The organism is Lentzea sp. NPDC004789, from assembly GCF_053601075.1.
Window position 1 is genome coordinate 119510 of the sequence record NZ_JBSGBE010000023.1, and the last position, 14127, is coordinate 133636.

The following is a 14127-nucleotide window of genomic DNA, read 5'->3' on the forward strand; positions in this document are numbered from 1 at the left end:
TTTCTCGCAGGGGAAGACGCCGCCGGCGCGGAAGTCCGGCGGCGTCGGGTCACTGGGTTCAGCAGGTCGAGTTGGTCTGGGTCAGCAGGCCGAGCTTCCACGGCAGCTTGTTGTAGTCACCGCCGGCATTGGGATCCATGCCCTGGTAGAGGAAGCGCAGCCGGCAGGGGTCGATCTCCATCGTCTGGTCCACGCCGGCGCGGATCATCTCGCCGTGGCTGATGTCGCGCGTCCACTGTCCACTGGGGAACGTCACGTTGTTCGCGCGGGCGAACGGGTTCGACTCCTCCGCGGCCAGCGGGCTCCACGGGCCGGTGATCGCGGACGACGTCCAGGTGCGGAACCAGCGCCGGCCGTCGGATCCGATGGCCTCGACGATGAGCAGCCACTGGTTCCTGCCAGCGACCTTGTACACGTTGGACGCCTCGAACAACCGGTTGGGGTTCGAGTCCTGCAACGCGATCACCGTGTTGGTGAACCCGTTGGGGAACTGGGCCATGGTCGTCTCGGACCGGTAGAGGTGCCCGTTGTCGTCGGAGGAGAACAGGTAGCACTTCGCGTCGTCGCAGACCATCCAGAAGTCGACCCAGTAACCCTTGCCGATGTTGTCGCGGATGATCTGCGGCATGCCGTTCGCGTAGAAGTTCTTCGGCGCCGACCACGACGACGGGTTGGAGATGTCCGCGGTCGTGGAGTACGAGGCGTTCGAACCCGTTTGGTACACCAGGTACCACAGCCGTTGCGGCGCGAAGTAGAACACGTGCGGCGCCGCCTTGTAGCCACCGCCGACGGGCGTCCGGTCGAGGTAGTACTGCGGTGCGGAGGCGGCCTGCGACCAGTCGGTGAAGCTCGTGTACATCAGGTTGTAGCCCGTGGTGTACACCGACGCGAACACGTGGTACTTGCCGTTGTAGTACACGACGCTCGGGTCCTTGACCGAGTAGACGTTCGGGTGCGCCCCGTCCGGTTTCGGGCTGATCAGCGCACCGCTGGAGGACCACCGGAAGCTCGACGGCAGGGTGCCTCCTGGCGGATTGCCCGTCGTGGTCGTCGTCGTGGTGGTAGTGGTGGTGGGGCCGACGTCACCGGTGCACAGGGTGCCGTTGAGCGTGAACGCCGTGGGGCTCGGGTTGTCCCTGCCGCTGGAGGACCCGTTGAACCCGAACTCGACCTTGCCACCGGTGGGGATCGCCGCGTTGTAGGACACGTTGCGGGCGGTCACCTGGGAGCCGGACTGCGACACCTGGGCGTTCCACGCCTGCGTCACCTGCTGCCCGGCCCCGAAGCTCCACGTGAGCGTCCAGCCGTCGACCGCGTCGCCGATGTTGGTGACGCTGATGTTCGCGGTGAACCCACCGTCCCATTGCGACGGTGTGGAGTAGGTCACCGAGCATCCCGGCGCGGCCGCCGCGGGAGGCACGGTCACCGCGGCGAGCGCGGACATCGCGAGGAGCGGGACCGCGGCCGCGGCGGTGAGCCGGACGCGGCGGGAGCGGAACAGGCGCGCGAGGAACATGGTCACCCTTCGTCGTCGGAGGGATCAGGCGTCGAGGGATCAGACCGCCGCGAGCTGACGCGCGGCAGTGCTGCCGGGCACCGCCTTGAGCGCGTTGAACCAGACCGTGGCCATCTTGCTGTAGCCCGCCGCGTTGGGGTGGATGCCGTCGGGCAGGTCGGAGATCTGCACCGCCGGGTACATGTCCACCACGTGCACCTTCTTGCCCGCCGCCGCCTTCGCGCGCAGCATCGGGACGATCGCGGCGTTGTAGTTGCGCACCGTGCCGTCGGCGAACCGGATCGGGATGATCGTCGCGACGAACACCTCGGCGGACGGCGCCTGCGCGGTGATCTTGTCCACCAGGGCGGACAGCCGCCGGGGCGCGCCGGCCGGGTCGCTGCCGTACATGTCGTTGGTGCCGATGTGCAGCAGGATCGTGTGCGGGGTGTAGGTGCGCAGCCAGTTCACGACGTTCGCGTCGATCTGCGCGATGGTCCAGCCGGGGTGGCCCTCGTGGTTGCGGTCGGGCATCGAGGCGGGACCGTCGGTCAGCGAGCCGACGAAGTCGATCGAGCGGCCGGCGGCGCGCAGCTTCGTGCCGAGGTCGAGGCGGTAGCCGCCGATCGAGCCGCCCTGGGTGATCGAGTCACCGAGCGGCATCACCCGCACCGGAGCGGCGGAAGCGTCCACAGTGGACGCAGAAGCCGCAGGAGGTACCGTCAGCAGTGCGGCGAGCAGCGCACCGCAGAACACCTTGAGCACGCTTGACATTGGTCAGCCTTCCGGGGGAATCAGGCCTGCTTCCAGCAATGTAACGAGACCGTCACACACGGTCAAAGCTAAAGTTGTTAGCGTTCACTTTTAGCCGGACCCGTTCGATGACTTCGAATTTTCATTCGACTGGACGCTCGACTGTTAGCGACCACATCACGTCGTTGCGCGTGGCGGAAGCCATCGATCCGCGCCCTTCCACAGCGGCATCGGCACTCGGTGGGTCATCGGCTGCCACAGCCGTCGGTCGAGAATCTCCACCGCCCGGCTCCTCGTGCGGCACAACGTGTCGTCAGCCGCGCGGCGGAGCCACGCCCCACCGTTCGAGCACCAGAACCTCCGCCACCCGCGCGCCAAGCCCCTCCTGCGACCAGGTCACGTCGTCACGGGCGCGGCGGAGCCACCGATCCGCCCTCGCGCACCGGCATCGGCACCCGGTGGATCATCGGCTGCCGCGGCCGTCGTTCGAGCATCTCCACCAGGACCTCGACCGCCCGCGCGCCGAGCTCCTCGTGCGGCAGGGCGATCGTGGTCAGCCGCGGCCGCAGCCACGACGCGACGGGGTGGTCCTCGAAGCCGATCACCGAGACGTCGCCGGGCACCGAGAGCCCCGCCTCGCCGAGTGCCTGGTAGGCCCCGAACGCCAGGCGGTCGTTGAAGCAGACCAGCGCCTTGGGCCGGTGTTCGCGCAGCAGCTCGGCGGTCGCCTCGAAGCCGTGCTCGGGTGTCCACTTCGGACACCGGAGTGAGCTCACGACCTCGACCCCGGCCGCGGTGAACACCTCCCGCAGCCCGAGCAGGCGTTGCGCGGCCGCGATGCTGTTCGGCGGCACGTCGTGCACCCCCGGCCCCGCACCGATCAGGTGCACCCCGCGACGGTGGCCGGCCTCCAGCAGGACACGCGCCGCCGAGCGGCCCGCCTGCACCTCGTCGGGCAGCACCGCGGGGACGTTCGCCCGCGTCACGGGGGTCGCGTTGAGCAGCACGGCAGGGCCGTCGTAGAGGCCTTCCGGCACCGCGACGGTCCTGGTGTGCATGGCGGCGAACACCACCCCGTCCGCGCGCCGGTCGTGCATCGCCTCGACCAGCGCCCGTTCGACCTCCGGATCACCGCCGGACTCCCCGACGAACAGCATGTACCCGTGCCGGTACGCGGTCTCCACGGCGCCCTTGACCATGTCGCCCGTCAGCCCGGACGACGCGACGGTGTCAGACACGAACCCGATCGTCTGGGCGCGCCCGGCACGCGGGCCGGCCATCAGCGTGTTGCGCCGATAGCCCAGCTCCCGCGCCGTCGAGCGCACCCGGCGCTCGGCGGCCTCGGAGATGCGCAGCTCCCGCGCCCGCCCGGTCAGGACGAGCGACGCCGTCGTGATCGAGACTCCGCTCGCCGCCGCGACGTCGGCCAATGTCACGCGCGTTCGTCCCACCGCACATCCGCCTCCCGCTGCCGTACGGGCCCGACCGCGTACCCACGGTCGGAGGTTCCACGAAACACCTGTGCTCACACGTGACCGGACGGGTCCTGGCGGAGGGGACGCGTCCGGCGAGTCGCCTATCTGGTCAGCCGGCCGGGATCGCCGGCGCCACCGCGGCGCACGAGCCACGCCTCGGTGATGTGGGTGAACATGGCCTCCGCGGCACCCTCCGCGTCGCGCGCGGCGAGTCGCTCGTAGATGCGGCGGTGCCCCTGGTTGGACGCTTGACAGAGCTCGCGCCCGCTCCTGCCCAGGTACCCGGCCGAGGTGATGGCCTGGCCCTGCAACGACTGCACGACACCGCGGGCGATGCGGTTGCCGGACGCCCGCATGATCACGTCGTGGAAGTGCCGGTCGAGCTCCTCGTACGCCGGCGTGTCGCCGACCAGCTCCTCCATCCGGTCCACCATGGCGCGCAGCTCGTCCAGCACGTCCTGACCGGCGGCGCGGGCGGCGACCTGCGCCATGTCCGATTCGAGCAACCTGCGCGTCACCACCAGGTCGTCCAGCAGCGCGAGGCTGTCGTCCTCGGCGATCGCGGCCCGGAGCACCAGCTCGTCCAGCAGGTTCCACTGCGCGTGCGGGTTGACCGTCGTGCCGGAGCCCTGGCGCACCTGGACCAGGCCCTTCTCCTGCAGGACCTTCACCGCTTCCCTGATCACCGTCCGGCTCACCCCGAACGTCTCGCAGAGCACCGGCTCCGGGGGCAGCACGGTCCCGACGGGGTAACCACCGCGCACCACTCGCTGCACGAGCTCCCCCGTCACCGCCGCGGCGAGACTGGCCGGCCGGCGCGTCCAGCCCGCCGGAGTGGCCTGCTCGGGCTGCGAACCTGTCGCCTTCATCCTGCCTCCGTTGCGCCGCACGATCTCCGACGAGCTGAGTCCGACAGTATACGTAACACCATTGACGTCACACGTCATACGAGTTACGTTCCGATCAGATATGTGAAGCGAGTGTCACACCGCTTCCGCGGATCCGGCGCACGCGCGGAGCACCCGCTCAAAGTCCACAGAGGACATAATCACGTCCCGTCCGCCGCAACGGGACTCACACCTCACGCCAGGAGGTCCCTTGTCCACGTCCTCGATCGCCGCGGCAGCGGTGCTGCTCGCCGCGCTGGCCACGGCTCCCCCTGCCGCCGCGGCCACCACCACCCTCTACGCCTCCCCCTCCGGCACCGGGACCACCTGTTCGGCCGCCGAGCCGTGCGCGCTGCCCGCGGCCCAGGCCGCCGTGCGGTCCCGCAACGGCTCCATGTCCGGCGACATCGTCGTGGAGCTGGCCGACGGCGTGTACCGGCTCTCCCAGCCGTTGCGGTTCACCGCCGCGGACTCCGGCAGCAACGGCCACCGCGTGCTGTGGCAGGCCGCCGCGTCGGCGAAACCCGTCATCAGCGGCGCCAAGGCCGTGACGGGGTGGTCGGTAGCCGACTCCGGGAAGAACATCTGGCGCGCCAACGTCGGCACCGGCCTCGACAGCCGTCAGCTCTACGTCGACGGCGCGATCGCCACCCGCGCGCGGACCCAGGTCAACCGCGGCGACTTCACGTTCACCGACACCGGGATGCGCTTCTCCAACGGCGCGCTGAGCTACCTGAACAACCTTGCGAACCAGAACCGGGTAGAGGTGGAGAGCGTCAACTCGTTCACCGACCGGTACTCGCCGGTGCAGAGCATCAGCGGCAACTTCCTGACGATGCAGCAACCCGCCTGGAACAACAACACCTTCGGCTACGACACGCTCAACAACCCGTTCCGCGCCGGGCCGCTCTACCTGACCAACGCCTACGAGTTCCTCGACTCCCCCGGCGAGTGGTACCTCAACCCAGGCACCGGGGTGCTCTACTACATCCCGCGCGCCGGGCAGAACATGAGCAGCGTCAGCGTCGAGCTGCCGACGCTGCAGTCGCTGGTCGACATCGGCGGCACCTACGACGCGCCCGCGCGCGACATGTCGTTCAGCGGCATCACCTTCACCGGCACGTCGTGGCTCGGCCCCAGCAGCAACCAGGGCTTCGCCGACCAGCAGACCGGTGCCTACATCGCGGGCAACCAGAACTGGCCCGCGGACCGGCTGAACTCCTGCAAGAGCGGCTGCCAGCTGTTCGAGGCGGTCCGGCCGCACTGGCAGCAGATGCCCGCCGCCGTGCAGATCTCCGCGGCCAGCGGCATCACCTTCACCGGCTCCAGGTTCGTCAACCTCGGACAGACCGCGATCGGCATCGGCAACGACGCCAACGCCCACGCCAGCGGCGTCGGCCTGGGCGCGTCCGGCATCACGATCACCCGCTCGGAGATCGCGCAGAACTCGGCGGGCGGCGTCGTGGTCGGCGGCGTGCAGGCGGACGCGCACCACCCGAGCGACCAGCGGATGGTCAACCGCGACATCACCGTGAGCTACAGCCGCATCCACGACCTCGGCCTCGAGTACCGCGGCATCGTGTCGGTGCTCAACACCTACGTCACCAACGCGACCGTGGCGAACAACGAGGTCTACAACCTGCCGTACACCGGTATTTCCCTCGGCTACGGCTGGGGTTCCAACGACGCGGGCGGCAGCAACCACTACGCCCAGCGCGGCCTGTACAACTACCAGCCGCGTTACACGACGCCCACCACCGCGTCGAACAACAAGCTGCTCAACAACTACGTCCACGACGTGATGCAGCAAATGAACGACGGCGGCTGCATCTACACCCTCGGCTGGAACCCCAACGCGGAAATCAGCGGCAACTACTGCCTGCGCCTCAACGGTTACTACGGCCTCTACTTCGACGAGGGCTCGAAGTACTACCGCGCCACCGGAAACGTCTTCAACGCCACCGGCACGTGGGCGACCGCGAACTACGGCGGCGGCGAGAACATGGGCAACTGGACGCTGACCGGCAACTGGTCCAGCAACAGCGTCAGCAACATCTCCAACGGCGACCGCGGCAACGTCGTCAACAACAACACCGTCGTCACCAACGGGAACTGGCCGGCCGGCGCCCAGGCGGTGATGGCCAACGCCGGACCTGGCGGCGGTGGTGGCGGCGGCAAGGACAACGTCACGGTCGTCGGAACCCAGTCCGGTCGTTGCATCGACGTCGCCACCACCAACAACAACACCCAGGCACGGCTCTGGGACTGCACCGGCGGCACCACCCAGCGCTGGAACTACACCGCGGCCAAGCAGTTCACGATCGGCGGCAAGTGCCTGGACGCCAGCGGCAACGGCACGTCCAACGGCACCGCGGCGATCCTCTGGGACTGCCACGGCGGCCTGAACCAGCAGTGGAACCTCAACGCCGACGGCAGCGTGACCGGCGCGCAGTCGGGGCTGTGCCTCGACGCCAGCGGCAACGGCACCGCGAACGGCACGCTGATCCAGCTCTGGACGTGCCACGGCGGCACCAACCAGCAGTGGACCCTGCGCGGCTGAGGCACGCGAAGGTGCCCCCGTCCCGGCCGGGACGGGGGCACCTGGGCCGGAAACGCTCACCTCACGGTGATGTTCGAGCTGCCACTGCTCTGGTAGCCCTCGGTCGCGAGGATCATGTAGTAGCTGAAGTTGCCGAGCCGCATGCCGACCCGGTTCCACGCGTCGAAGTGGTTGCCGGTGGTGATGGTTCCGCCGGTCCGCTTCTGCTGCCGGACGCTCCAGAACTGCGGGAAGGTCTTGTTGCCTTCCACAGAGGGCGCGTTGTAACGCATCGTCTGATAGATGTCGTACGTGCCACCGTCAGTGGTGACCGTGCCCTTGTACGTGCCCGTGGGCCGATAGGAGCCCCAGTTGTCGACGACGTAGTACTCGACCAGCGGGTTGGACGTCCACCCGTACAGCGCGAGATACGCGTTGCCGGACGTGTTGAAGCTGCCGGAATAGTTCACGGTCCGCCGGGAACCGTTGCTCCAGCCCTTGCCGCCGACGAAATTGCCGACATTGCTCCACGAGGTGCTGTAGTTGCCGCCGGACCCGAAGTCGATGCAGGCCCGGCCGCGACCGTCGGTCCAGAATGAGTAGTAGTAGCCGTTGTTGTTGCCTGTCTGGCTCGAACAGGTGGCGGTGATGCCGACATCGGCGCCGGCGACGGTGGGAGTCAGCGTCATTGCCAGCGCGGTGGCGAACAGCAGTGCGAGACCGCGCTTGCGGCGCGGCGTCCGGACATTGACCGAATACATGTGCGGTACTCCTCGTCATTGAGGTTGACGCGGCGGCGGGATGCCCGCTCAGGAGCAGACGGTGCCGTTCAACGCCGGCGAGGCGAACGGTGGCGTCGAGCCGGTGTAGTTGGCGTTGAAACCGATGGAGGTGGTGCCACCGGCGGGGATGGAGCCGTTCCAGGACGCGTTGGTCACCCGGACCACGTCGCCGGTGTCGTTCCACGTGCCGTTCCAGCCCTGCGTGACGGTCACGCCGGGGGCGGAGAACGTGAAGGTCCAGCCGTTGATCGCCGAGCCGCGGTTCTCGATCACGATCTCGGCGCCGTAGCCGCCCTGCCACTGGCTGGTCAGCCGGAAGCTCGCCCGGCAGCCACCACCCGGGTTGTTGCCGGTGGTCGTGGTCGTCGTGGTCGTCGTCGTGGTGGTCGGGCCGGGACCCGCCGCCTGCGCGAGCTCGTAGGCGCGCTGCGGCACGAACTGACCGGCCGGGCCGATGCACCCGTCCGACTCGCCGGGCAGCTTGACCCACAGGAACGCGGCGATCTTCGGGTCGCCCGTGTTCTCCGTGCTGGGCGTGCCGATCGCGCGGCCGGGCGGGTCGCACCACTCGCTGCCCGCCGGGCCGTTGCCGTTGCGGCTGGTGTCGATGACCGCCTGCAGGCGGCCGTCGCCGACGTTGTTCAGCACGGCCTTGGCGAAGTTCACCTCGTCGGAGGTCGCGCGGTAGTTCGACACGTTGGTCGAGATGCCGTCGGCGCTGTTGGAGATGTCCGCGCCGCGCAGGCGGTTCGCGGCCTCCGCCGGGGCGAGCCACGCGGAGTGCCCGATGTCGAAGTACACCCTGGCCTGCCCGGAACCGGACTTGAGCTTCTTGCCCGCGTAGGCGATGGAGGCCTTGGTCTGGTTCTGCTGGTCGGCGTTCTGGCAGTTGGTCATCAGCGCCAGCACGTCGGGTTCGAGCACGATCGTCGCCCGGCGGCCGCCCAGTCCCGCGGCCACCTCGTCGATCCAGGCCCGGTAGGCGGCGTGCGAGGGTGCCCCGCCGCCGCTGGCGCCGCCGCAGTCGCGGTTGGGGATGTTGTAGACCACCAGGATCGGGATCTTGCCCGCCGACGCGGCCGCGCCCACGAAGGAGCTGATCTCCGACCGGATCGTCGAGGTGTTGGTGGTGGTGAACCAGCGCGCCTGCGGCACCGAGGCGATCCGGTCGCGGATGACCGGCGTCCGCGAGTCGCCCGGGTTGGCGGCCACCCATCTCGCGCTGGAGCTGGCCGGGTCCACGTAGAACGACGACTCGGCGGCGCGGACCGTCGTGCCGCCGCTCAGCGTCAGTGCGACGGTGCCGGCCACGACCACGCCCGCGGCCGCGCAGGCGCCGGCCGAGCGCCTCCACCGTGCCGTCGCGGTGCCGGTCGTACCGGCGCGTGCAGGATCGATTGCTGTCATTCGGGTCCTCACAGCGTCGTTGCTGGATGCAGTGCGGGGAGAGGGCTATGAGAGCGCTCCCATAGATTGCGCACCACGCTTGGGGAAAACGCGTCCAGGCCCAGGCCAATGTAGCCAGGGCACCATGGAGCGTCAAAGCTAAAACTGTTAGCACGAACTTTAGCAATATCATTGCACAGACCCGGCGGCAGAACGCATTCGACGCCATTCGACAACAGACTGGGAGCGCTCCCGGTCTTTTGTAGCCCGTTCAGCTCAATATCGGCACAAAACCGTCGTCACCTTCTTGTGAGCGCGAACACGAAGGTGTCACACTCCACCACGGCGCACTCCCCAGTCATGTGGGTGAAGGAGACGGTAGTGAAGATTCCCGGACCGCGCCGAAGACATCGCGCCCGCCGGCCACGACGCCGCGGTTGACCGCGCGAAGCACCTTCAACGCACACACCGAGAACCGGTATCGCCGCACCGGTCGCCGTGCCGTGCGCCCAGATCGTCATACCCGCCACGCCCGGCATTTCCGGGCGGAGTTTCGAAAGTGTGGAAGATGAAACTGACAGCGAGGTCAGTGTCACTTGTTCCGATCGTGTCAGCATTTGCGGCGGCGGCACTCTGCACGACGTTGGTCGTCACCGCCACGGGCTCGGTCGCGAACGCCGCGACCACGCTCGGTGCTGCCGCGGCGCAGTCCGGCCGCTACTTCGGCACCGCCGTCGCGGCGGGCAAGCTCGGCGACCAGACCTACGTGAACCTCCTCAACACCGAGTTCAACATGGTCACCGCCGAGAACGAGATGAAGTGGGACGCGACCGAACCCAACCGCGGTCAGTTCAACTACTCCAGCGGTGACCGCATCCTCAACCAGGCCGTGAGCACCGGCAAGCGGATGCGCGGCCACGCCCTGCTGTGGTACCAGCAGGAACCGGGCTGGGCGCAGCGCATGGAGGGTTCCGACCTGCGCCAGGCGATGATGAACCACGTCACCCAGGTCGCCACCCACTACAAGGGCAAGATCTACGCCTGGGACGTCGTCAACGAGGCGTTCGCCGACGGTGGCAGCGGTGGTCGCCGCGACTCCAACCTGCAGCGCACCGGCAACGACTGGATCGAGGCCGCGTTCCGCGCCGCCCGTGCGGCCGACCCCGGCGCCAAGCTCTGCTACAACGACTACAACACCGACGGCGTCAACCCGAAGTCCACCGGCGTCTACAACATGGTGCGCGACTTCAAGTCCCGCGGTGTGCCGATCGACTGCGTGGGCTTCCAGTCCCACCTCTCGGGCAACCCGCCCGGTGACTACCAGGCGAACCTGCAGCGCTTCGCCGACCTCGGCGTCGAGGTGCAGATCACCGAGCTCGACATCTCCGGCAGCAACCAGGCCAACGCCTACGGTGCCGTGACCAAGGCGTGCGTGGCCGTCCGCGCCTGCGCCGGCATCACCACGTGGGGCATCCGCGACACGGACTCGTGGCGTGGCGGGGAGAACCCGCTGCTGTTCACCGGGTCCGGCGCCAAGAAGCCCGCGTACAACGCGGTTCTGGACGCGCTGAACGCGGCTGGTCCGACGACGACCACGACCACGACCACGACCACGACCACCACAACGACGACGACCACGACCACCACGACGACCAGCAACAACCCAGGTCCTGGTGACTGCTCGGCGACGGTGTCGCTGAACCAGTGGGACGGCGGTTTCGTCGCGACGGTCAAGGTCACCGCCGGATCGTCCGCGCTGAGCGGCTGGCGGGTCGGGACGACCCTGTCGAACGGCACAGTCACGAACTCGTGGAGTGCCAACCGCAGCGGCAACAACGGCGCCATCACGTGGTCCAACGTGGACTACAACGCCAACGTGCCCGCCGGTCAGTCCACCGAGTTCGGCTTCCAGGGCACCGGAAGCGGCGAGGGGCTGAACCCGTCCTGCAGCGCGAGCTGACGCCACGCACCACCGAACCGCGGGGCGGGGTCCGACGGACCGGACGGGCGGACACGCGGATCCCGCCCCGCACCTTGGGGAGACGAGAGATGGCCACGAGACGTGGATTCTGGGCGCGCATCGCGCTGACGGTGGGCGTCGTGCTGACGCTGGCCATTCCGGCACGGGCGGACAACCCGATCGTGCAACACATCTACACCGCCGACCCGGCGCCGTTGGTCTACAACGGACGCCTGTACCTCTACACCGGGCACGACGAGGACAACTCGACCTGGTTCACCATGAAGGAGTGGCGGGTCTGGTCGACCACGGACATGGTGAACTGGACCGACCACGGCTCGCCGATGAGCCTCGCCACGTTCAGCTGGGCCAAGCAGGACGCGTGGGCCGGGCAGGTGATCGAGCGCAACGGCAAGTTCTACTACTACGTCCCGGTCGTCACGAAGGCCTCCGGGCGCCCGGCCATCGGCGTCGGCGTCTCCGACAGCCCCACCGGCCCGTTCCGCGACGCCCTCGGCCACCCGCTGGTGGAGAACGGCGAGATCGACCCGACGGTGTTCATCGACGACAACGGGCAGGCGTACCTGTACTGGGGCAACCCCAACCTGTCGTACGTGCGCCTCAACACCGACATGATCTCCTACTCCGGTGGCATCAACCGGATCCCGCTCACCACGGCGGGCTTCGGCACCCGCACCGGTGACCCCAACCGGCCCACCCTCTACGAGGAGGGCCCCTGGGTCTACAAGCGCAACGGCCTGTACTACAACGTCTTCGCGGCCAAGTGCTGCTCGGAGTTCATCGCGTACTCGACGGCTCCCACCGCGACCGGTCCGTGGACCTACCGCGGCACCGTGATGCCCACCCAGGGCAGCAGTTTCACCAACCACCCCGGACTGATCGACTACAAGGGCAACTCGTACTTCTTCTACCACAACGGCGCACTGCCCGGCGGTGGTGGCTTCACGAGGTCCGTCGCGGTCGAGAAGTTCACCTACAACGCCGACGGCACGATCCCGACGATCAACATGACCACGACGGGGCCGCCGCCAGTGGACACGCTCAACCCCTACGTCCGGCAGGAGGCCGAGACGATCGCCTGGGGCAGCGGCATCGAGACCGAGGTGTCCAGCGAGGGCGGGATGGACGTCGGGTTCATCAACAACGGCGACTACGTCAAGGTGAAGAACGTCGCCTTCGGTTCCGGCGCGAAGACCTTCAGCGCTCGGGTGGCGTCCACCGTCGCCGGCAGCTCCGTCGAGGTGCACACCGACAGCCCGACCGGGCCTCTCGCCGGCCGGTGCACGGTGCCCAACACCGGCGGGTGGCAGACGTGGACCACCGTCTCGTGCCCGGTGAGCGGGCTGACCGGCACCCGCGACCTCTACCTGAGGTTCAGCGGTGGCAGCGGTTACCTGCTCAACTTCAACTGGTGGCAGTTCGGCGGTGGCGCATGATCACCGTGCGCTGTCACCGGGAGGGACTCACCCTCGCGGCCCTCGTCGCGGCGGTGACGCTGCTGGTCGCCGCCATCGCGCTCTCCCTGGTGCCGCAACAGGCCCAGGCCGCGTCGCTGGTGCGGGTCACGAACTTCGGCACGAACCCCACCAACCTCAACATGTACGTGTACGTGCCGGACCGGGTCGCGGCGCGCCCGGCGATGCTCGTGATGGTGCACTACTGCAGCGGCTCCGCGAGCGCCGTGCACAACGGCAACGGGCGTGACTACGTCACCGGCGCGGACCGCTACGGGTACGTGATCCTCTACCCGGAGGCGACCAGGGACGGGCACTGCTTCGACGTCTCGACGCCCAACGCGTTGCGGCGCAACGGAGGCAGCGACTCGACCGGGATCATGTCGATGGTGTCGTACGCGCGCCAGCGCTACAACGTCGACCCGGCCCGGATCGTCGTCGCGGGCTTCTCGTCCGGCGCGATGATGACCAACGTGCTGGCCGCGGAGTACCCGGACGTGTTCAGCGCGGGTTCGGCGTTCTCCGGCGTCCCGGCCGGGTGCTTCGCGACGACGAACGGCTCGCTGTGGAACAGCCAGTGCTCCGGCGGCAACGTGCAGAAGACCCCGCAGCAGTGGGGTGACCAGGCCAGGGCGATGTATCCGGGCTACACCGGGCGTTACCCGCGGATGCAGCTGTGGCACGGCACCACCGACACGACGCTCGCGTACCCGAACTTCGGCGAAGAGCTCGACCAGTGGACCAACCTCAACGGGCTGAGCAGGACGCCGTCGTTCACCGACCAGCCGAAGTCGAACTGGACCCGCACCCGCTACGGCGCCACCGGTACCACGGCGACCGTCGAGGGCGTCAGCATCTCCGGGGTGGGGCACGAGCTGCCGATGGCGGGCATGCTCGCGTACTCGATCGCGTTCCTCGGCCTGGACAACAACCCGCCGGTCACCACGACGACGACCACCACCACCACGACAACGACGACCACCACTACGACAACGCCGGTGCCTCCGCCCGGTGACTGCGGGGTCACCGCGTCGGTCAACGCGTGGAACACCGGCCTGACCGAGACGATCACCATCAAGAACACGTCCACCACCCCGGTGAACGGCTGGCAGCTGCGGTTCACGCTGCCCGGCGGACAGGTGATCACGAGCGGCTGGAGCGCCGGCTACTCCCCCGCCAGCGGTGAGGTCACCGCGCGCAACGTCGACTACAACGCGCAGATCCCGCCGGGCGGGTCGGTGCAGATCGGCTTCCAGGCCTCGCACACCGGCAACAGCGCAGCCGCCGACGGGTTCACGCTCAACGACGCGCGGTGCGCCGTGAGCTGACCGTCCCCGGCAAGTCCCGACTCCTCGTGGCCACCACCAGGGGTGCT

10 protein-coding genes are annotated in these 14127 nt (G+C 68.5%); 4 read left to right on the top strand and 6 right to left on the bottom strand.

Annotated features, from left to right (window positions below):
- Positions 1 to 58 precede the first annotated feature (58 nt).
- The 4 genes from ACWEIJ_RS38270 to ACWEIJ_RS38285 form a co-directional block, all read right to left on the bottom strand.
- Positions 59 to 1516: a non-reducing end alpha-L-arabinofuranosidase family hydrolase gene (locus tag ACWEIJ_RS38270; protein WP_449842201.1), complete on the bottom strand. Its 1458-nt coding sequence runs from the start codon at positions 1514 to 1516 to the stop codon at positions 59 to 61.
- A gap of 39 nt (positions 1517 to 1555) precedes the next feature.
- On the bottom strand, positions 1556 to 2269 hold the full coding sequence (locus ACWEIJ_RS38275) for an SGNH/GDSL hydrolase family protein (protein WP_449842162.1): 714 nt from the start codon (positions 2267 to 2269) through the stop codon (positions 1556 to 1558).
- A gap of 383 nt (positions 2270 to 2652) precedes the next feature.
- Positions 2653 to 3684 (bottom strand): LacI family DNA-binding transcriptional regulator, encoded by a 1032-nt coding sequence (locus ACWEIJ_RS38280; RefSeq protein WP_449842163.1) that lies wholly within the window; start codon positions 3682 to 3684, stop codon positions 2653 to 2655.
- Positions 3685 to 3824: 140 nt separating this feature from the next.
- Positions 3825 to 4592, bottom strand: coding sequence for a FadR/GntR family transcriptional regulator (locus ACWEIJ_RS38285; RefSeq protein WP_449842164.1), 768 nt, complete (start codon positions 4590 to 4592; stop codon positions 3825 to 3827).
- Positions 4593 to 4821: 229 nt separating this feature from the next.
- On the opposite strand from ACWEIJ_RS38285, the gene ACWEIJ_RS38290 reads away from it, so the two are divergent.
- Positions 4822 to 7170, top strand: a complete 2349-nt coding sequence (locus tag ACWEIJ_RS38290) for an RICIN domain-containing protein (protein ID WP_449842165.1) — start codon at positions 4822 to 4824, stop codon at positions 7168 to 7170.
- Between the two features lie 56 nt (positions 7171 to 7226).
- Here the strand turns inward: ACWEIJ_RS38290 and ACWEIJ_RS38295 are convergent, their stop codons facing one another.
- Positions 7227 to 7910, bottom strand: a complete 684-nt coding sequence (locus ACWEIJ_RS38295) for a glycoside hydrolase family 11 protein (RefSeq protein ID WP_449842166.1) — start codon at positions 7908 to 7910, stop codon at positions 7227 to 7229.
- 48 nt (positions 7911 to 7958) lie between these two features.
- Entirely contained in the window at positions 7959 to 9338 is a 1380-nt protein-coding gene (locus ACWEIJ_RS38300) for a glycoside hydrolase family 6 protein (protein ID WP_449842167.1), read from the bottom strand.
- Between the two features lie 547 nt (positions 9339 to 9885).
- Between ACWEIJ_RS38300 and ACWEIJ_RS38305 the strand changes: the two genes are divergently transcribed.
- From ACWEIJ_RS38305 to ACWEIJ_RS38315, 3 genes are all read left to right on the top strand, one after another.
- Entirely contained in the window at positions 9886 to 11277 is a 1392-nt protein-coding gene (locus ACWEIJ_RS38305; protein WP_449842168.1) for an endo-1,4-beta-xylanase, read from the top strand.
- An 89-nt stretch (positions 11278 to 11366) separates the two neighbouring features.
- Positions 11367 to 12734 (top strand): glycoside hydrolase family 43 protein, encoded by a 1368-nt coding sequence (locus ACWEIJ_RS38310; protein WP_449842169.1) that lies wholly within the window; start codon positions 11367 to 11369, stop codon positions 12732 to 12734.
- Entirely contained in the window at positions 12731 to 14080 is a 1350-nt protein-coding gene (locus ACWEIJ_RS38315; RefSeq protein ID WP_449842170.1) for an extracellular catalytic domain type 1 short-chain-length polyhydroxyalkanoate depolymerase, read from the top strand. The genes ACWEIJ_RS38310 and ACWEIJ_RS38315 overlap by 4 nt, the downstream gene beginning before the upstream one ends.
- Positions 14081 to 14127: the final 47 nt, after the last annotated feature.

Bases quoted from the DNA above. Each gene is read 5' to 3' on its own strand.
- ACWEIJ_RS38310 (WP_449842169.1), top strand. From the start codon at position 11,367: ATGGCCACGAGACGTGGATTCTGGGCGCGCATCGCGCTGACGGTGGGC.
- ACWEIJ_RS38285 (WP_449842164.1), bottom strand. From the start codon at position 4,592: ATGAAGGCGACAGGTTCGCAGCCCGAGCAGGCCACTCCGGCGGGCTGG.
- ACWEIJ_RS38300 (WP_449842167.1), bottom strand. From the start codon at position 9,338: ATGACAGCAATCGATCCTGCACGCGCCGGTACGACCGGCACCGCGACG.
- ACWEIJ_RS38315 (WP_449842170.1), top strand. From the start codon at position 12,731: ATGATCACCGTGCGCTGTCACCGGGAGGGACTCACCCTCGCGGCCCTC.
- ACWEIJ_RS38275 (WP_449842162.1), bottom strand. From the start codon at position 2,269: ATGTCAAGCGTGCTCAAGGTGTTCTGCGGTGCGCTGCTCGCCGCACTG.
- ACWEIJ_RS38270 (WP_449842201.1), bottom strand. From the start codon at position 1,516: ATGTTCCTCGCGCGCCTGTTCCGCTCCCGCCGCGTCCGGCTCACCGCC.
- ACWEIJ_RS38305 (WP_449842168.1), top strand. From the start codon at position 9,886: ATGAAACTGACAGCGAGGTCAGTGTCACTTGTTCCGATCGTGTCAGCA.
- ACWEIJ_RS38295 (WP_449842166.1), bottom strand. From the start codon at position 7,910: ATGTATTCGGTCAATGTCCGGACGCCGCGCCGCAAGCGCGGTCTCGCA.